Origin of the sequence: Sphingopyxis lindanitolerans, from assembly GCF_002993885.1 — a bacterium.
Taxonomy (GTDB): Bacteria; Pseudomonadota; Alphaproteobacteria; order Sphingomonadales; family Sphingomonadaceae; genus Sphingopyxis; species Sphingopyxis lindanitolerans.
Genome location: NZ_CM009578.1, coordinates 557,181 through 574,672, shown reverse-complemented (window position 1 = coordinate 574,672; position 17,492 = coordinate 557,181). Strand labels below are relative to the sequence as shown.

Here is a 17,492-nt window from a genome sequence, read left to right as displayed (position 1 = left end):
GGTTCGACGACCGTCACTGGACGAGCCTGTCAGGCCAGCCCGGCTTTCCAGTCGCGGCGGATCTTCTTGGCGAGGCTCCATTTGTGGACTTCGGTCGGGCCGTCATAGATGCGGAAGGCGCGGACCTCGCGGAACACCTGCTCGACGATCGTCTTGTCGGTGACCCCGGTGCCGCCCATCACCTGGACACAGCGATCGGCGATGCGCATCAAGGCTTCGGATACCGCGACCTTTGCCATCGAGCTTTCGACCGTGCCGAGCGACCCGGTGTCGAGCACGCCCGCGCACCAGTCGATCATCAGTTCGGCCTGCTTGAGGTCGATCATATTCTCGGCGAGCATGAAGCCGACGCCTTCATGCTCGATCAGCGGCTTGCCGAACGCTTCGCGGCGATTGGCGTAATCGGTCGCAATCTCGTGCGCGCGGATGCAGCAACCGAGCCAGCGCATGCAGTGCGACAGGCGGGCAGGCGACAGACGCACCTGCGCATAGCGAAAGCCCTCGCCCGCCTGCCCCAGCATCTGGTCGGCGGGGACGCGCAAATTATCAATCGTGATCGTCGCGTGGCCGCCGGGCATGGAGGAGTCGATGGTGTTGGGCACGTCGTCGATGCGGATCGCGGGGTCGGGCAGGGCGACGAGGAACATGCAGGCGCCCTGTTCGGCCTTTGCCATGACGATGCCGACGCTGGCGCCCTGCGCGCCGGTGATGAAGCATTTGCGGCCGTTCACCACCCAATGATTGCCGTCGAGATGACAGGTCGTCTGCATCATCGACGGGTCCGACCCGGCGCCTCCCTCTTCGGCGGGTTCGGTCATGAAGAAGGCCGAGCGGGCACGGCCCTCGACCATCGGTTTGAGGAAGCGTTCCTTGAGTTCGGGGCTGCCTTCCTTGCCGAGCAGATACATATTGCCCTCGTCGGGCGCCATCGTGTTGCAGGCGAGCGGGCCGAGCGGCGACAAGCCGCTCTTGATCAGCACGATCGCGGTCTCGCGCTGGTTCAGATGTTCGCCGTCGCCGAGAATGTGCGGGGTGAGCACGCCCGCGGTGCGCGCATGCTCGCGCATCTCCATCACCAGATCGTCGGTCGGCGCGCCATGATGGTCGCGGCGCGGATCCTGTTCATAGGGGATCACGGTCTGGCGAACGAAAGCCTCGACCTTTGCCGCGATCGCCCGCGCCCGATCCGATATGCCTGCATCCATCGTCATTTCGCTTCCCTTCGGCAGTCCACTGGTTCGGTGCCTCAAGCCGACGTTGACGTAAGCGTCAAGTTAATTCAAGGAAGAAGGTAATGGTGCCGTAACGGCAGGGACAGAAGGGAAGGACCGAGGATGGCATTCAAGACGCGGATTACCGAGATGCTCGGCATCGAACATCCGATCGTGCAGGGCGGGATGCAGAGCGTCGGCTATGCCGAACTGGCGAGCGCGGTGTCGAACGCCGGCGGCCTTGGCATTCTGACCGCGCTGACCCAGCCGAGCGCCGAGGCGTTGCGCGACGAGATCGAACGCTGCCGGTCGATGACCGACAAGCCGTTCGGCGTGAATATGACGGTGTTCCCGACGATCAACGCGCCCGATTACAAGGCCTATGCGCAGGCGATCATCGACGGCGGGGTGAAGATCGTCGAGACCGCGGGCACCCAGGCGGTGCGCGAAATCTGGGAAATGCTGAAGCCGCACGGCGTCACCATCCTCCACAAATGCACCGCGGTGCGTCACGCGCTGTCGGCCGAGAAGGCGGGCTGCGACATCATCTCGATCGACGGCTTCGAATGCGCGGGGCATCCCGGCGAGGACGATATTCCCGGCCTGATCCTGATCCCGGCGGCCGCCGACAAGGTCAAGATTCCGATGCTGGCGTCGGGCGGTTTCGGCGACGGGCGCGGCCTGATCGCGGCGCTCACGCTGGGCGCCGAGGGGATCAATATGGGCACCCGCTTCTGCGCGACGAAAGAAGCGCCGATCCACGACAATGTGAAGCAGGCCTATATCGACAATGACGAGCGCGGCAGCTTCCTGATTTTCCGCAGCCTCAAGAATACCGCGCGCGTCGGCAAGAGCGCGGTCAGCGAAGAGGTGGTGCGCCGCCTGTCGGTGCCCGACGCGACCTTTGCCGACGTCGCCGAGCTGGTGAACGGCAAGGCGGGCCGCGAACTGCTCGAGACCGGCGACCTGACCAAGGGCGTGTTCTGGGCCGGCATGGTCCAGGGACTGATCCACGATATCCCGACCTGTCAGCAACTGATCGACCGCATCATCGCCGATGCCGATGCGATCGTCGACCAGCGGCTTGCGGGGTTTCGGCGCTGATTCGGCGGCGCTGACGCCTTGCGATAGGGCTGCGGGTGCCGCTATGTGGCGGTATCCGCAACCAGCCGACGCAGCCTTCGCGGTCGGCGCGCCGAGGGGTTCGCTTGTCTATCGTCGAATATAAGGGCTTTGGCGGCGTCCGCCTGACCGCCGACCTGATCGGCGGCGAACATGACCCGGTCATCCTGCTGGTGCCCGACGCCGGGCAGGGCCGCGAGGCCTGGCGCGCGGTCGCCGAAGCGCTCGTCCTTTCGGGGCGGCGCGTCGTCAATCTGGAACCGCGCCCGGCATCCGGCCCGGACTGGAGCACCGACGAGCAGGTCGCGCATGTCGAGGATCTGCGCGCGGTGCTCGCCCAGATGGGATCGCGCCCGGTCGTCGTCGCGGCCCGCCGCGGCGGCTGGATCGCGGCGCAGGCGCTTGCCCCCGATGGCGCACATCTTGCCGCCGGGTTGGTGCTGGTCGATATGCCGACGACCGACGAGACGGTTGCCGCGGCGCTGCGCCTCGCCCTGCCGACGCTTGTCGTGCGCGGCGGGTTCTCCCCCAAGGAATGCACCCCGGCGAGCGACGCCTTTCGCGCGGCGCTCCCGATCGGCGAAAGCGCCGATATCGAGGAAGCGGACATGGCGTTCGCGGCCGACCGCGGCGAGGCGCTGCTCGGCCAGCTTCTCGAATTTCTCGAACGGCGGCAACCGCGCAAGGCGACCGAATTCCAGGCGGGCTCCGATCCGCGCACGCTGCGCGACGCGATGGGATGTTTCGCGACCGGGGTGACGATCGTCACCGCGCACGACGCCGATGGAATGCCGGTCGGCCTCACTGCCAACAGCTTCACCTCGGTCTCGCTCGATCCGCCGCTGCTGCTCGTCTGCATCGCCAATACGGCGGGAACCGCGCCGGTGCTGCGCGACGTGGTGCATTTCGGGGTCAATGTGCTGCAGATCGGACAGCAGCCCGCGTCGAACCGCTTCGCGACGAAGGGCGAGGACCGCTTTGCGAACCTGCCCTGGGCGCCCGGCCAGACCGGCGTGCCGCTGCTCGACAGCTCGCTGGTCTCGTTCGAATGCGAGAGCGAGTCGCTGCACGAAGCCGGCGATCATTTCATTCTGGTGGGCCGCGTGGTGCGCGCGCAGTTCGAGCCGCACCGCGACCCGCTGCTCTATTTTCGCGGCAAATATCGGCGCCTGCATTTCGCCTGACGGCGGCGCGTCCTTCCGGGCCGTGCCGATTCGACGCCGAACCGAGCCTTTGCGCGCCATGATCGCGGAGCTTTTGGCGCGCTGAGCGGTTGGTGCATCGACAGCCATCCCATCAGTGAGGACATGACATGCACCCGATTTCCCGAGCAGCCGTCGCTCTGACCATCGCTTCGATCGCCATCGCTCCGGTCGCGGCATCGGCCGCGCCAGCCTTCGACGGCACGCGCGCCCTGTCGGCGACGAGCGACACGAACAAGCTCGAAGGCAATTCCAGCTGGCTGATCGGGCTGCTTGGCCTGCTCGCCGGTGTTGCCGCGATCATCATCGTCGCCAGCAACGACGATGACGCGCCGGTCAGCCCCTGACGGGTTTGCAAGTGAACAGGATCTGCCGCCTGTAGAATCCCGAGGCCGTCAGGCGATTGGCGGACCTGGGTTCCACCTTTTGCCTTCGGTGTCGCGCGGGCCGAGGCAGAAGCGACGCGGCTAGGAGCCGAAGGCCATGCGGCCGTCCGAAAGGTGGCCGCATGGCCTCGTTCTGCGCCATATCCGACCCCCGCTAGCGGGTAGAGGCTCGCCGAATTGCCTACGCCATCCGGTCCGCGCGATCCGCGACGGCCCCGCCTCCGATCGCCACGCGACCAAAACGCTATTCGCCATGGGAGTGAACAGTGTGGTCACCAGCGTGAGCTTTACCGCCGTGGCTCGTTGGTTATCCTCAAGCACAGTTATCGGGACGAATATGAAGAAGCCCGAAGATTGGCGGCCGAAACCGGCCGTGATGGGAAGGGATAAATTATGGCATTTCGGACAGTCGCGTTTGCGGCGATCATGGTCACGACGGCGCTCAGCTCTTCATTGGCGTTCGCGCAGGAGGCGGGTAGCAAGGGGACGACCGCCGACGAAGGAGATATCGTCGTCACCGCGCAGCGCCGCGAAGAACGGCTGGTCGATGTGCCGATCTCGGTTTCGGCGGTCAGCAGCGCCGCGATCGACCGCGCCCAGGTTCGCACCGTCACCGATATCGCGACCATCGTTCCGAACATCCAGATCAACGAAACGATCGGCAACAGCTATGGCCCGCTGATCACCATCCGCGGCCTGTCGCCATCGGCCGATACCAGCCTCGCCCGCGACCAGCCGGTCGGCCTTTATATCGACGGCGTGCCGATCGGAAAATCGACCGGGGCGGCGTTCGATACCGTCGATCTCGAGCGGGTCGAGGTTCTGCGCGGACCGCAGGGCACTTTATATGGCAAGAACACGATCGGCGGCGCGGTCAACCTGATCACCCGCAAGCCGAGCGGCGAATTCGGCGGCCAGTATCTGGCCGGCGCCGGAAGCTGGGGCCAGTTCAACCAGCGGATATCGGTCGACCTGCCCGAAGTGGCGGGCTTCAGCGCCAAGGTCGGCGTGATCACCAAGCTCGACGGGGGCTATTATCGCAATTCGTTGAGCAAGAAGAATTTCGGCGAGGAAGAATTGTGGGCGGCGCGCGCCGACCTGCTGTGGCGCCCGTCGAGCAGCTTCAGCGCGCTTTACAGCTATGATATTTCGGACAGCAACGGCACGCCGAACCAACTCGCCACCACCGCGGTCACCGGGTCCGGCGCTACCGCGTTCGTCAACGCGCTGCTGGCTCCTTATGTCGTCACCGGACGGACGCGCGAAATCGGGGCGCAAAGCGCGCTTCACAGCGATTATCGCACCAACGGCCATGCCCTGACGCTCGAATGGCAACCTGGCCTTGGCGACCTGACTCTCAAGTCGATCACCGCGCGGCGAACGGCAGTGACGAGGTCGGCGACCGATTTCGACGGCAGTCCGCTCGACCTGCTGCGCATCATTCTCGATAATAATTACAAGCAGTTCACCCAGGAGCTGCAAGCGATCGGGACCGCCGGCGACTTCAAATACACGCTCGGCTTCTTCTATCTCGACGATGATTATGACGTTTATAACCCGCGCTGGAATTTCCAGTTCGGGGGCAATGCCTTCGACATCAGCGAGCGCGGTGGCGGGTCCAAATCCTATGCCGGCTATGGACAGTTCGCCTGGACGCCGAAGGCGCTCGACGAAAAGCTGACCGCGTCGGTGGGGCTTCGCTACACGCGCGAATCCAAGCACGCCTATGAGCTTTTGCTTTCCAATTCGGCGTATCGCGTCAATCCGGCCTCGTCGGGTTCGGGGGTGTTCGAGCGCGATGCGAACGGCAATCCGGTCACCCGCAGCGGCGGCCCGGCAGCCGGCGCGCGGCCGGGCGCGGGTGGGATCGGCTATACCGACCTCAGCCCGCTCGAAAATTCGGGAGTCTGGAAGCGGTTCAATCCCGAATTCAATATCCTCTATAAAATCCAGCCCGATTTCTCGGTCTACGGACGCGTGGCGACGGGCTTCAAGAGCGGCGGCATCAACGATACCGCGGCGACCAATGCCGCCTTCATGACCTCCTATAATCCGGAGAAACTGACGTCGTTCGAATTGGGCGCGAAATATGGCGGCTTCGGTAACGCGCTCAATCTGAGCGCCGCCGTCTATCATTCGATCTACAAGGATTTTCAGGCCGGTGTGCTCGTCCCCGCGCTGGTGACCACCAATATTATCAATGCAGGCAAGGCCAAATTCACCGGCGTCGAGGTCGAAGGAACGCTGCGTCCCGTCGAAGGGCTGAGCTTCAATTTCGGCGGCGGCTATGTCGATGCCCGTTATACCGATTTCATCCTGCCGGACGGCACCGACGTCACCAAGACCTATGTCCTCTCACGCGTGCCCAAATGGAATTATCAGATCGGCACGCTTTATCGTCAGGATGTCGGGGTTGGACGACTGGAGGCGAGCCTGAACTATAGCTGGCGCAGCAGCCAATTCTCGTCGATCACGCCGGACACGCTGTCCAAAATGCCATCCTATGGCCTGCTCGACGGACGCATCGCGCTCACCCAGATCGAACTGGGCGGCAGCGCGACGCTGGAGGTCGCGGCATGGGGCAAGAATCTGACCGACAAGGAATATCTGGTCAGCGCGATCAACCTTGGTATCCTCACCCTGAGCCAGTACGGCGATCCACGCAGTTTCGGCGGCGAAGTTCGTATCCGCTTCTGATCGCGCGGCGCAGCCGGCATGTCCGTGGCTCTGGACCCGCCCCGAATCGGGGCGCGGTGGGTGCTGCCCTTCCTCGGGGCAGTGACCTTCCTCACCGCGATCGGCAATATCGGCCTGGTGTCGGTGATGCCGACGATCGGCCGGCTGCTGCACATCCCCGATTTCCTGGTCGCGGGCATTTTTTCGCTTTCGGCGCTGACCTGGGCGATCAGCGCGCCCTTCTGGGTCGGCCGGATCGAGCGCAAAGGGCCGAATCCCTATATCCGGGCGGGGCTCTTCGGCTTCGTCCTGTCGATGGGGGGCTGTGCGCTGTCGGTCGAGCTGGGGCTGCTGGGGCTGCTCACGCCCTTCGCCGCCTTCCTGCTCTTTTCGGTCTTGCGATCGACCTATGGCCTGCTCGGTTCGGCGGCCGCGACCGCGACGCAGGCGCTGATCGCGGTCGAGACCGCGGGCGCTGCCCGGACGCGGGCGATCACGACGCTGGCCGGTGCGCTCAGCCTCGGCACCATCGTCGGCCCCGCGATCGCGCCCATGATGATCGTCGACCCGTTGGGCCCGCTTGGGCCGATGCTCGGCTTTGCGCTGCTCGGCGGCCTTGCCCTGGCCGGCGCCTTCATATGCCTGCCGCGCGACCGGCATCGCGGAACGCCGGTGCCGGGCGGCGCGGCGGCCATGTCGCTCGCGCTTGTGTGGCGCCGCAAGGGGATCGGGCAGCATCTCAGCTTTGGCTTGCTGCTCTGTTCGGCGCAGGCGATCAACCTTTATACCATCGGCTTCGTGATCATCGACCGGATGGCCGACGATCCGATGGCGGCGCAGCGGATGATCGGGCTCGCCATGACGACCGCCGCCGCCGCCGCGCTGCTCGGCCAATGGGGTTTCGTGCGGCTGTTCGCTCCCTCGCCGCTTTCGATGATGCGGATCGGAACCGCTTTTGCCCTTGCCGGCAATGGCTTGGCCGTATTCGATGGCCATGTGTATGCCGCTGTCGTGGGCTTTGTGCTTGCCAGCTTCGGCTATGGCCTCGCGCGTCCGGGGTTCAGCGCGGCGGCGTCGCTTGCGGGAGCGACCGAGGATCAGGTCGCGATCGCCTCCGCGATCACCTTCATCGCCGGGGCGTCGATCACCCTGCCGCCGGTTATCGCGTCCGCCGCCTATCAATGGTGGCGCCCGGCGCCGTTCGCGATCGCCGCCGCAATCGGCGGCGCGTTGCTGATCAGCCACCTGCTGCCCGTGCTCGTCCGGCATATTGTCCATGACGAGCGATAGATCGTTCGCATCGGCGCGCTTTATCCGCCGCGCGAAGCGCATAGTGTTGGATCATGGCGCGGGCTGCAAAAATGGCCGTGCATTGATATGGAAATTGGAGAGAAAGTGTGGACCGTTATCTTGTCATTTCGTCGGACGGCCATGTCGGCCTGCCTCCCGAAAGATATCGCGGCTATCTGGAATCGAAATATCACCAGCAGTTCGACGAGACGGTCCAGCTCGAGATCAAGGCGCGCGAGGAGCATGAAAAGCGCTTCCTGATCGACGATTTCAACAACAAGTGGCGTTCGCGCGTCGGCGACGGGCTGGAGGGCGCGTGGGACGGCACCATTCGCAACCGCGTGCTCGACGGCGACGGCGTCGCGGCCGAAGTCCTGTTTCCCGACGGGATTACCGAACGCAACGCGCCGCCCTTTGGCGCCGATATCGGGCTTCGGCCGTCGGCGGCACGCGCCGAGCTGCAATGGGCCGGCGCGCGCGCGCATAATCGCTGGCTGGCCGAATTCTGTCAGGACGATCCGCACCGCCGCATCGGGCTTGCCGTTATCCCGGCGCTCTATGACATCGACGAGACCGCGAAAGAGATTGAGTGGGCGAAGCGCCACGGCCTGAAGGGTGTGTTTTTCCCGGCGCTGACCGACGGCTATGATCTCTATAACCACACCAAATATCATCGCATCTGGGCGATGCTTCAGGAAATGAACATGCCGCTTCATTTCCACTCGGGCGCGGCGCCGGCCTATGACACGGCGCAGCCCGGCTGGATCGGCACCTTTCTGTGCGAGTTCGCTTTCTGGATGACGCGGCCCCTGTGGGCGATGACCTTCGGCGGCGTTTTTGAAGAATTTCCGAAGCTGAAGGTCTGCTTCACCGAGGCCGGCGGCGAATTCTGGTTCCCCTGGGTGATGAAGCTGATGGATGTCCGCGCTTCGGCCAAGCATACAAGCGGAAAACTCGGCGATTATTATGCCAATATGAGCATGAAGCCGAGCGAGTATTTCGCGCGCAACATCTGGGTCGGCTGCTCGGCGCTGCCCGATGAGGAAACGACGCAGGCCTATTATGACATCGGCGTCGATCGCATCCTGTGGGGCACCGACTATCCGCACCCCGAAGGGACATGGCCGCACACTTTCGAGAAAATGTCGGCCAGCCTTGGCGGATTGCCCGACGACGATATTCAGGCGATGCTCGGCATCAACGCGCTCGACGTCTATGATGTCGATGCCGATGCGCTGTGGAAAATTGCGGGCGAAATCGGCCCGCGCCGCGAATTGTTCGTCAAGCAGGCAGCCGAATAGGGTCGCCTGCCCCGGACGCGGGGAATAGGCGATTGCATATAAGCGAGGGGGGCTGATACATCCCGGGCTTTAAGGTGGGATGATGTCGAGCTGGCGCGGGATCGAAGAATTTCTGGCGGTCGTTGACCAGGGCAGCTTTACGGCCGCGGGCGATCGGCTCGGCCTTTCGAAATCCTATATCAGCAAGACGGTGCACGAACTGGAAGAGCGGCTGGGTGTCCAGCTGCTCGTCCGCACGACGCGCCGCCTTTCGCTGACCGGCGCGGGCGAAAGCTTTCATCGCGAATGCGCGCAGCTGCAACAACGGCTGAGCGAGGTCGAAAAGCAGGTCGGCCTTTATAGCACGCATCCCGTGGGCCGGCTGCGCATCGGGCTCAGCGATATCTTCGGGTCGGACTATATGTCGGGGCTGCTCGCCGAATTCAGCGCCGAGCATCCCGGGATCATGATCGAGCCGATCGCCTATCTGAACGAGAATGAGATTGTTCAGGAAAGCTTCGACATCGTTATCCGCTATGGCGCCTTGCCCAATTCGAACCTGCGCGCGCGCACCTTTGGCTATCTGTCCTATTGCCTGTGCGCGACGCCTGCCTATATCGCGGCGCACGGCTGGCCGACGGTGCCCGAAGACCTGCTGGGCCATGATTGCCTGACCGACCGCAGCGGGGCGATCCATTTCAACGGCGATATCTGTATCCGGGTCCAGCCCAAATGGGCCAGCAACAGCGGCATCGCCCTGCGCAGCGCGGCGCGAAAGGGCCTTGGCATCGCGAGCCTGCCCGTCATGGTCGTCCGAAAGGATCTGGCCGAAGGCAGGATGGTCGCGCTGGAGGAAGAATGGTCCTATTATGACCGGGAATGCTGGGTCGTCTATTCGCCGGGTATCATGTCGGTGGCGACGCGCGCCTTCATCGACTATCTGGTGCGCAAGACGGGGCGCACGAAAGTCCGTCCCGCGATGGCCGCGTCGCTCGTCGCACGCTATTAGAGCGAGCTGACATGGGGCTGATTGCCCCGCCATTGTTCGCGAGCACGCACAAACTGTGCGCGATTTCGGTCTTACCTCTTGCCGAACAGGCGATACACTTCCCGGCAATGGCCATCGCTCAATGATGGTGTGAACTGGGAGACTGACATTGCCAAAGGTCGATCGCTTCCCGATGCCTATTCCCCACGGCTGGTTCGGAATAGGCTATGGCTCGGATCTCGGGGTCGGCGACGTCCGGCCGGTTCATTATTTCGGCCGGGATCTCGTCCTGTTTCGCAATGAACAGGGGGAGGCGGGCCTGCTCGATGCCTATTGCCCGCATCTCGGCGCGCATCTGGGGCATGGCGGAACGGTCGAGGGCGACAGCATTCGCTGTCCCTTTCATCACTGGGCGTTCCGGCCCAACGGCTTTTGCAGCAGCATCCCCTACGCCAAGGCTTTCCCGCCGCGCGCCAAGCGTGAGGCGCTCGCCCAATCCTATCCGGTGGTTGAAAAGAGTGGCGTCATCTGGGCCTGGTATCATCCCGACGAGATCGCGCCGACGTTCGACGTCATCGATTATCCCGAATTTACGAACCCCGAATGGGCCGAACCGATCAAGCGCGAATGGCGTTTCGCCAGCAATCCCCAGGAAATTGCCGAAAATGGCGTCGACGTCGCGCATTTCGCCTATGTCCACTCGATGGATGCGGTGCCCGAGGGCGAGACCGATTATAACGGTGTGCAGCGGCATAGTGTGGCGCGGGGACATCGGACCATCGACCTGCCATCGGGCGAGCGCAAACAATTGCCCTATTCGGTCGACACGCTCCAGAATGGGGCGGGACAGAAATTCACGCGGCTGAGTGGGCTCGTCGAACTGTCGCTGCTGGTTATCGCCACCCCGATCGAAGCCGACGACATCGAACTGCGTTTCTGCTTCACGCATCCAAAGGTCGCGCCGGGCTCGCCCGAGGAAAAGGCGATCGAGGCGGCGATCGAGAATACGTGCGGGCAAAAGGGCGTCGAGGGCGACATTCCGATCTGGCATAACAAGATCCACCGCGCGCAGCCTTTCCTGTGCGACGGCGACGGCCCGATCCTGCGTTTCCGTCGCTATTTCGAGCAATTTTATGCCGATGGGCCAGGCGGCAACCGTCTCGTCGAGGCGGCGGAATAGGCCCTCCGCGCGCGCGGAAAACCATCATAGTCAAACATCTGCGCCTGCGGGTGCCATAGGGAGAATTGCGATGTCCAAATTGCGTTATATTCAAGGCCCCGTCGAAACCCGTGCGTCCGGCATGCTGCGCAACACCGTCTACGGAATTCGCGCGACATATGAGACCGACCCGGACATCATCGCGGCGCTGTTGCCGCAGCCGCTGGTCGCGATCGAAAGGCCCGAAATCTGGCTGCAGATGGTGCATGTGGCGATGCATGTGACCGAAACCGACACGGTCGAAATCGGCGCGCTGACGATGGGGGTCAATTGCACTCACGAAGGGGCGCCGGGCGCCTATTGCTTCCACATGGCGATGGAAGGCGAAACCGTCGTCACCTCGGGCCGCGAACGTTTCGGCGAACCGAAAAAGATCGCGGAAACGCATTTCGAGCGCAATGGCGATCATCTGCGCGCGACCTGCTCGCGCCACGGTGTCACCTATTTCGAAATCGAAGGCACGATCGGCGAACCCATCGATCAGCCGCTGAAGTTCGAAGAGCATCTGTTCTGCTACAAGGGCATGCCGTCGATCGATCAGCCGGGCCAGTTCGACGGCGACGTCTTCCTCACCCGTCTCAACTGGGAACGCAATTACGATGCGCGGCGCGCGATGACGGGGACGATCACTCTGCGCGATTCGGCCTTCGATCCTCTCGCCGATATTCCCGTTCGCCGTATCGTCGACATGCAATATGTCGAAGGCGGGACGGCAACCGGCGGCACGTTGCTGCGCAAGGTGCCGGGCGAGTGGATCGCCCCGCACTGGGTCGGCCGGCAGGACGATCCGCGCAATGTCGGCGTCGATGTCGGCAAGCGAAAGGCCGCCTGATGGACGATTTTTCCGGCCGGGTGGCCGTCGTGACCGGTGGAGCGAGCGGGGTCGGCAAATGTCTGTGCGCCGACCTCGCCCGCGCCGGGGCGCATGTGGTGATTGCCGATATCGATCCGGCGCGGCTTGAAGCCGTCCGCGCCGAGATCGACGCGCTGGGGTCGGGGCAGGTGCTCGCCATCGCGTGCGACGTGACCAAGGAAGCGTCGGTGCGGGCGCTGGCCGATCAGGTCTTTGGCCAGTTCGATACGGTGCATATCCTGTTCAACAATGCGGGCGTCGGGCTGGGCGAGGCGCAGCGCAAGATCTGGACGCTTCCGATCAGCGACTGGCGCTGGGGGATCGACGTCAACGTGCTTGGCGTCATCCACGGGATTGCCGCCTTCGTGCCGCGCATGATCGACGCGGGGCAGGAGGGGGTGATCGTCAACACCAGTTCGACCAACGGCGGGCTGCGATCGCTTCCCAACACCCCCATCTATGCCGCCACCAAGGCGGCGGTGACCAGCATTTCCGAAGTCTTGCACCAGCAATTGCTGCGCGAAGGCGGAAAACTGCGCGCGGCGACGCTCTTTCCGGGGCCGCACACGGTCAATACGGGGATCATGGCATCGGGCGAGGTGCGCCCGGCGGATTATGTCGAAAATGAAGCCCAGACCAAGGTCGCCTATCGCACAATGGAAGATCTGGTACGGACGACCGGCCTCAAGCTGCAACTGACCGAGCCCGAGGAGGTATCCGCCTTCGCACTCGACGGCATTCGGGCGGGGCGTTTCTGGCTGTTGCCCGAAAGCGAGGAGAATGACGTGCTGATCGCCGCCCGGACCGAACAGATACTGGCGCGGCAGAACCCGCCGTCGGCATGGTGACGGCCGTAGTGTCAGAAGGGCAGGCCCAGCCGCAGGGCGCGGGGGACGCGGCGGGCGCGGGGGTCAAGGGCGGTTTCTATCGCTGGCTGGTCGTCGCGATCCTTTTCGCCGGCTATTGCTTCAGCGCGATCGATGCCCGTGTGCTGACGCTGATGGTCGAACCGATCCAGCGCGACCTGAACCTCAGCGATTTCGAGATCAGCCTGCTTCAGGGCTTTGCCTTTTCCCTCCTCTACAGCATTGCCGCGTTGCCGATCGGCCGTTTCGTCGATCGCACCAAAAGGCGCGCGACGCTGATCGTGTGGGGGGTCATTTTTTGGTCCGCGATGACGGCGGCCTGCGGCTTTACCAGCAGCTTCATCGGGCTCTTCCTTGCCCGCGTCGGGGTCGGCGTGGGCGAAGCGACGCTCAGCCCGACCGCCTATTCGCTGATCAGCGACTATTTCGAGCGCCGCAGACGGGCGCTGGCGATCAGCTTTTATGCGATCGGCTATCCGATCGGCGGCGGGCTGGCCCTTTTGATCGGCGGCTGGCTGCTCGTGCGCTTCACGAAAATGGGCGGCGTGACATTGCCGCTGCTCGGCAGTTTCGAACCGTGGCAGATGGTGTTCCTGTGCGTCGCGGCGCCCGGATTGATCATCGCCGCACTGATGATGACAATCCGCGAGCCAGCGCGGCAAGAAGTGGCGGCGAACCTGTCGGCGCAGAGCAGCCTGCGCGAAGGCTTTGCTTATATTTCCGAGCGCTGGGCGCTGTTCGGCTCGCTGATCGGTTCGCTCGCGCTGATTGCACTGCTGGCGATCGGCACCGCGCTGTGGTTCCCGACCTTCCTGATCCGCAGTTACGGCATGAGCCCCGCCGAGGTGGGAATGTCGTACGGGATGGTGATGCTGGTGTGTGGCACCACTGGCACTCTGGCAGGCGGCTGGTTTGCCGGACGGCTGATGCAAAACGGGCGGGCCGACGCCAATATGCGCGTCGTGTTGATCGCGACCTTGCTGAAGGGCGTGCCGCTGATCATCGCACCGCTGATGCCGACGGCATTCTGGTCGCTGGTCATGATGGCGATCGGGACGCTTATCGGACAGGCTTCGCAGGGCGTGATGCTGACGGCGATCCAGGATGTGACGCCCAATCAGCTACGCGGGCAGGTGACCGCCATCTCGTTGCTGTTCGTCAATCTGGTCGGAATGGGGCTGGGCGCCAGCGTCATCGCCGCGATTACCGATTTCGGCTTCGGCGATCAGGCGGCGCTCGGCTATTCGATCGCGATAGCCGGCGCGGTCGCGCTGCCGCTGATCATCGGCCTGCTTCTCGTCGCCCTGCCGCATTACCGCCGTGCGGTCGAAGGCTGACGCCTGGCACTCTACCTGGGCTGCGCGCGCCGCTCATCGCTTTGGGTGGGCGCGTCAGCCGAGGACGGCGACGCTGCGCAGGATGAGGCGAACGAGATCGGCCTGACGGCTGACGCCGGTCTTGCTGAGGATGGTCTTGCAATAGCTGCGCACCGTATTCTCGGTCAGGTCCAGCCTGGTGGCGGCTTCGGCCAGGCTGAGTCCGGTCGCGAGCAGCGCCGCCAGATGGGCTTCGGACGGGGTGAGGTCGAAAATCTGGCTGACCAGCCGTTCGAGCGGCTGGTTGTTGTCCAGCCCCGACACATAGACCACCGCGGTCGGGCCGGACTCATTGTCGTAGCGTGACGGCGTCTCGATCGTTCGCACGAGGACGCCCAGATGCCGGTCGCTGTCCGCCTCGACGCGGAGGCCCTCGGCGAAACTGCCCCCATCGCGCCGGGCCGAAACCGCCTGTCCAATCAGTTTCTGGAGCTGCGCGTTGGCGGTCTTGCTCGCCAGAGCCAGCCGATTGTCGGCGGCGCGGAGCGCGCGGCTTGATTTGATCAGGGCGCGGCCCGCGCTGTTTGTGCGCAGGATGTGGCCCGCGCCGTCGAGGATGAACGTGCAGAGCGTCAGCCGGTCGAGCGTGTCGATCATCACCTGCAACTCGGTCTCGTCGCGGCGCATGCGCGAGAACAGCGCGAGCGACTGTTCGAGATGCGGGCGCAGCGCGAGCAGCACCTGCTTGTCGTCGTCGGTGAAATCCTCTTCCTCCGGGCCGTTGGTGAGGCCGACATTGCCCTCCCAGCCGCCGGGTTCGGATATATACATGCCGAGTTGATACTCGATGCCATAGGGCTGCAATATCTCACGATAGAAGCGGTTTTCGCGAAGGTCGCCCCGCGAAATCAGCTCGCTCAGCCGGAAGATGTCGCCGGCCTTGGTCAGGGCGTTGCGCAGCGGGTCGAGATCGCCGATCTCGGCATGGACCGCGTGAATATCGCGCGCTTTGCGCTCGTCGATCACGAGCGGCGGTCCCCAGATGATCAAGGGCGGCGTGCCCTGTCGGCTGAGGCGCAAGGTGATGGCGGACCTGGTGCAGCGCATCCGCCGACTCAGCGCCTCGAGAAAGCCGAGCCACGGCGTTGGTTCCAGCGGCCCCCGATAGAGGAGCGTCACCAGTTCATCGACTTCGGCGACAGGCTTTCCGATCCGCATTCCGACTCCGCTTTCTGTTCGCACCCAATCGCCCATTATCTATGGGGATTCGCGCCCGGTCCGGCAATGACCTGTCGGGGGGGGGGCGGCAAACCGTGCGCCCCCCTGAATAGGGGTTGTCGCGGTCGCGCTCGCGCGTCACGCAGCGAAGAATAATCGATCGGGCCGGCGGATGGTTCGGCCATGATCGCCCGGCGCAGGAGAGGATCGGCCGTGCCCGACACGAAGTTCACCATACCCCACAGGATCATGGCCGCAGCAAGCGCGCATGGCGATGCCGTCGCGATCCGGGGCGAAGACGGGGCCGAGGTCCGCTACCGCGATCTCGAACCGCTGGTGCGCGGGGTGGCCAAGGCCTTTATCGCGGCGGGTGTCGCCGGAGGGGACCGTGTTGCGATCTGGGCGCCCAATGCGACGGGCTGGATCATCGCCGCCATCGGCGCGCAGGCGGCGGGAGCGGCGATCGTGCCGCTCAACACGCGGCTGAAGGGGCGCGAGGCGGGCTATATCCTGCGCACCAGCGGCGCGAAACTGCTGCTCACCGTCGCCGATTTCCTTGGCACCGCCTATCCGCAATTGCTCGCGGGGGAATATCTGCCCGACCTGCGCGATATCGTCCTGCTGGAGGGCGACGAAGGTGGCCTGCCGTGGCAGGACTTCCTCGATCGCGGCGCGGCGCTTTCGGATGACGCGGTCGATGCGCGGATGGATGCGCTGGACGCGGATCAGGTCTGCGACATCCTCTTCACCTCGGGCACGACGGGCAATCCCAAGGGCGCGGTGACGACGCACGGCCAGAATGTCCGGCTGTATCTCGCCTATGGCGAGACGCTCGGCTATGGTCCCGGCGACACTTTCCTGATCATCAATCCGTTTTTTCACAGCTTCGGCTACAAGGCGGGCTGGCTGGTCGCGCTGATGCGCGGTGCGACGGTATTGCCCCATGCGATATTCCAGACCGACAAGGTGCTCGAACGGATCGAGCGCGAGCGCGTCACCTTGCTCCCGGGGCCGCCGACCATCTTTCAGAGCCTGCTCGCCGGGCCGTATGAAAGATTCGACATTTCGTCGCTGCGCGTTTCGATCACCGGCGCGGCGTCGGTGCCGGTCGCCTTGATCGAGGAAATGCACGAAAAACTCGGCATCGACGTCGTGCTCACCGCCTATGGCCTGACCGAAACCTGCGGCACCGTGACGATGTGCTCCGTCGGCGATGATGCCGCGACGGTCGCCAACACCGCCGGTCGTCCGCTCGAAGGGGTCGAGGTCAAGCTGATCGACGCGGCGGGGGAGGTGGTGGCGCCGGGTGAGGCCGGCGAACTGCTCGTGCGCGGACCCAATGTGATGCAGGGCTATTTCAACGATCCAGCGGCAACCGCGGCGGCGATCGACAGCGACGGCTGGCTGCGCACTGGCGACATCGCGGTGCAGGATGCGCGCGGCAATGTGAAGATCACCGACCGGGCCAAGGATATTTTCATCGTCGGCGGCTTCAATGCCTATCCGGCCGAGATCGAAGGGCTGCTCGCCGCCAACCCGGCGGTCATGCAGTCGGCGGTGATCGGCGTGCCCGACGAACGGCTGGGCGAAGTGGCCAAGGCCTATATCGTCCTGCGCCCCGGCGCGAGCGCGACGCCCGAGGAGATTATCGCCTGGTGCCGCGATAATATGGCGAATTACAAGGTGCCGCGCCGGGTGGCGATCCTCGATGAGCTGCCGATGAACGCATCGGGCAAGGTGCAGAAATTCCTGCTGCGTGATGCGGGGGAAGAGAAGCGTCCGGAATCGGCCAAAAAGCCGACCTATCCATCATCGTCACCCTGAACTTGCTTCAGGGTCCATGGTCGGCCGTTTCCTTCGAGGCA

The 17,492-nt window shown here is 64.2% G+C and carries 14 protein-coding genes; 12 read left to right on the top strand and 2 right to left on the bottom strand.

Annotated features, from left to right (window positions below; translation table 11 throughout):
* Nucleotides 1-29: 29 nt before the first annotated feature.
* Nucleotides 30-1,211, bottom strand: coding sequence for an acyl-CoA dehydrogenase family protein (locus tag CVO77_RS02750; RefSeq protein WP_420822526.1), 1,182 nt, complete (start codon nucleotides 1,209-1,211; stop codon nucleotides 30-32).
* A 123-nt stretch (nucleotides 1,212-1,334) separates the two neighbouring features.
* Here CVO77_RS02750 and CVO77_RS02745 point away from each other — a divergent pair, with 123 nt between their 5' ends.
* The 11 genes from CVO77_RS02745 (at nucleotide 1,335) to CVO77_RS02695 (ending at nucleotide 14,430) form a co-directional block, all read left to right on the top strand.
* The gene (locus tag CVO77_RS02745; RefSeq protein WP_105997782.1) at nucleotides 1,335-2,315 is read left to right on the top strand and encodes an NAD(P)H-dependent flavin oxidoreductase; all 981 of its coding nucleotides are present in this window, start codon (nucleotides 1,335-1,337) and stop codon (nucleotides 2,313-2,315) included.
* Between the two features lie 104 nt (nucleotides 2,316-2,419).
* Nucleotides 2,420-3,517, top strand: coding sequence for a flavin reductase (locus tag CVO77_RS21555; RefSeq protein WP_105997781.1), 1,098 nt, complete (start codon nucleotides 2,420-2,422; stop codon nucleotides 3,515-3,517).
* A gap of 128 nt (nucleotides 3,518-3,645) precedes the next feature.
* Nucleotides 3,646-3,882, top strand: a complete 237-nt coding sequence (locus tag CVO77_RS02735) for a hypothetical protein (protein WP_105997780.1) — start codon at nucleotides 3,646-3,648, stop codon at nucleotides 3,880-3,882.
* A 432-nt stretch (nucleotides 3,883-4,314) separates the two neighbouring features.
* Nucleotides 4,315-6,618 carry a TonB-dependent receptor gene (locus CVO77_RS02730; RefSeq protein ID WP_105997779.1) on the top strand — a complete coding sequence of 768 codons (2,304 nt, stop codon included), beginning with the start codon at nucleotides 4,315-4,317 and terminating at the stop codon, nucleotides 6,616-6,618.
* 18 nt (nucleotides 6,619-6,636) lie between these two features.
* Nucleotides 6,637-7,887, top strand: a complete 1,251-nt coding sequence (locus CVO77_RS02725) for an MFS transporter (protein ID WP_105997778.1) — start codon at nucleotides 6,637-6,639, stop codon at nucleotides 7,885-7,887.
* Nucleotides 7,888-7,994: 107 nt separating this feature from the next.
* The gene (locus CVO77_RS02720) at nucleotides 7,995-9,188 is read left to right on the top strand and encodes an amidohydrolase family protein (RefSeq protein ID WP_105997777.1); all 1,194 of its coding nucleotides are present in this window, start codon (nucleotides 7,995-7,997) and stop codon (nucleotides 9,186-9,188) included.
* 82 nt (nucleotides 9,189-9,270) lie between these two features.
* On the top strand, nucleotides 9,271-10,176 hold the full coding sequence (locus tag CVO77_RS02715; protein WP_158257981.1) for a LysR family transcriptional regulator: 906 nt from the start codon (nucleotides 9,271-9,273) through the stop codon (nucleotides 10,174-10,176).
* A 172-nt stretch (nucleotides 10,177-10,348) separates the two neighbouring features.
* On the top strand, nucleotides 10,349-11,335 hold the full coding sequence (locus tag CVO77_RS02710) for a Rieske 2Fe-2S domain-containing protein (protein WP_106000590.1): 987 nt from the start codon (nucleotides 10,349-10,351) through the stop codon (nucleotides 11,333-11,335).
* Between the two features lie 70 nt (nucleotides 11,336-11,405).
* Entirely contained in the window at nucleotides 11,406-12,206 is an 801-nt protein-coding gene (locus CVO77_RS02705) for an acetoacetate decarboxylase family protein (RefSeq protein ID WP_105997775.1), read from the top strand.
* Nucleotides 12,206-13,075, top strand: coding sequence for an SDR family NAD(P)-dependent oxidoreductase (locus CVO77_RS02700; protein WP_105997774.1), 870 nt, complete (start codon nucleotides 12,206-12,208; stop codon nucleotides 13,073-13,075). The genes CVO77_RS02705 and CVO77_RS02700 overlap by 1 nt, the downstream gene beginning before the upstream one ends.
* A complete protein-coding gene (locus CVO77_RS02695; RefSeq protein ID WP_105997773.1) occupies nucleotides 13,069-14,430 on the top strand; it encodes an MFS transporter in 1,362 nt (453 codons plus the stop codon). The genes CVO77_RS02700 and CVO77_RS02695 overlap by 7 nt, the downstream gene beginning before the upstream one ends.
* Nucleotides 14,431-14,484: 54 nt before the next feature.
* Here CVO77_RS02695 and CVO77_RS02690 read toward each other — a convergent pair whose 3' ends face one another.
* On the bottom strand, nucleotides 14,485-15,627 hold the full coding sequence (locus CVO77_RS02690) for a helix-turn-helix transcriptional regulator (RefSeq protein ID WP_105997772.1): 1,143 nt from the start codon (nucleotides 15,625-15,627) through the stop codon (nucleotides 14,485-14,487).
* A gap of 213 nt (nucleotides 15,628-15,840) precedes the next feature.
* Here CVO77_RS02690 and CVO77_RS02685 point away from each other — a divergent pair, with 213 nt between their 5' ends.
* Nucleotides 15,841-17,451 (top strand): FadD3 family acyl-CoA ligase, encoded by a 1,611-nt coding sequence (locus CVO77_RS02685; RefSeq protein WP_242446074.1) that lies wholly within the window; start codon nucleotides 15,841-15,843, stop codon nucleotides 17,449-17,451.
* The last annotated feature ends 41 nt before the right edge of the window (nucleotides 17,452-17,492 follow it).

What these genes read in the sequence shown, in the direction of transcription:
- CVO77_RS02750 (WP_420822526.1), bottom strand. Translation starts at nt 1,211, where the DNA reads ATGACGATGGATGCAGGCATATCGGATCGGGCGCGGGCGATCGCGGCA.
- CVO77_RS02745 (WP_105997782.1), top strand. Translation starts at nt 1,335, where the DNA reads ATGGCATTCAAGACGCGGATTACCGAGATGCTCGGCATCGAACATCCG.
- CVO77_RS02735 (WP_105997780.1), top strand. Translation starts at nt 3,646, where the DNA reads ATGCACCCGATTTCCCGAGCAGCCGTCGCTCTGACCATCGCTTCGATC.
- CVO77_RS02730 (WP_105997779.1), top strand. Translation starts at nt 4,315, where the DNA reads ATGGCATTTCGGACAGTCGCGTTTGCGGCGATCATGGTCACGACGGCG.
- CVO77_RS02725 (WP_105997778.1), top strand. Translation starts at nt 6,637, where the DNA reads ATGTCCGTGGCTCTGGACCCGCCCCGAATCGGGGCGCGGTGGGTGCTG.
- CVO77_RS02715 (WP_158257981.1), top strand. Translation starts at nt 9,271, where the DNA reads ATGTCGAGCTGGCGCGGGATCGAAGAATTTCTGGCGGTCGTTGACCAG.
- CVO77_RS02710 (WP_106000590.1), top strand. Translation starts at nt 10,349, where the DNA reads ATGCCTATTCCCCACGGCTGGTTCGGAATAGGCTATGGCTCGGATCTC.
- CVO77_RS02705 (WP_105997775.1), top strand. Translation starts at nt 11,406, where the DNA reads ATGTCCAAATTGCGTTATATTCAAGGCCCCGTCGAAACCCGTGCGTCC.
- CVO77_RS02700 (WP_105997774.1), top strand. Translation starts at nt 12,206, where the DNA reads ATGGACGATTTTTCCGGCCGGGTGGCCGTCGTGACCGGTGGAGCGAGC.
- CVO77_RS02695 (WP_105997773.1), top strand. Translation starts at nt 13,069, where the DNA reads ATGGTGACGGCCGTAGTGTCAGAAGGGCAGGCCCAGCCGCAGGGCGCG.
- CVO77_RS02690 (WP_105997772.1), bottom strand. Translation starts at nt 15,627, where the DNA reads ATGCGGATCGGAAAGCCTGTCGCCGAAGTCGATGAACTGGTGACGCTC.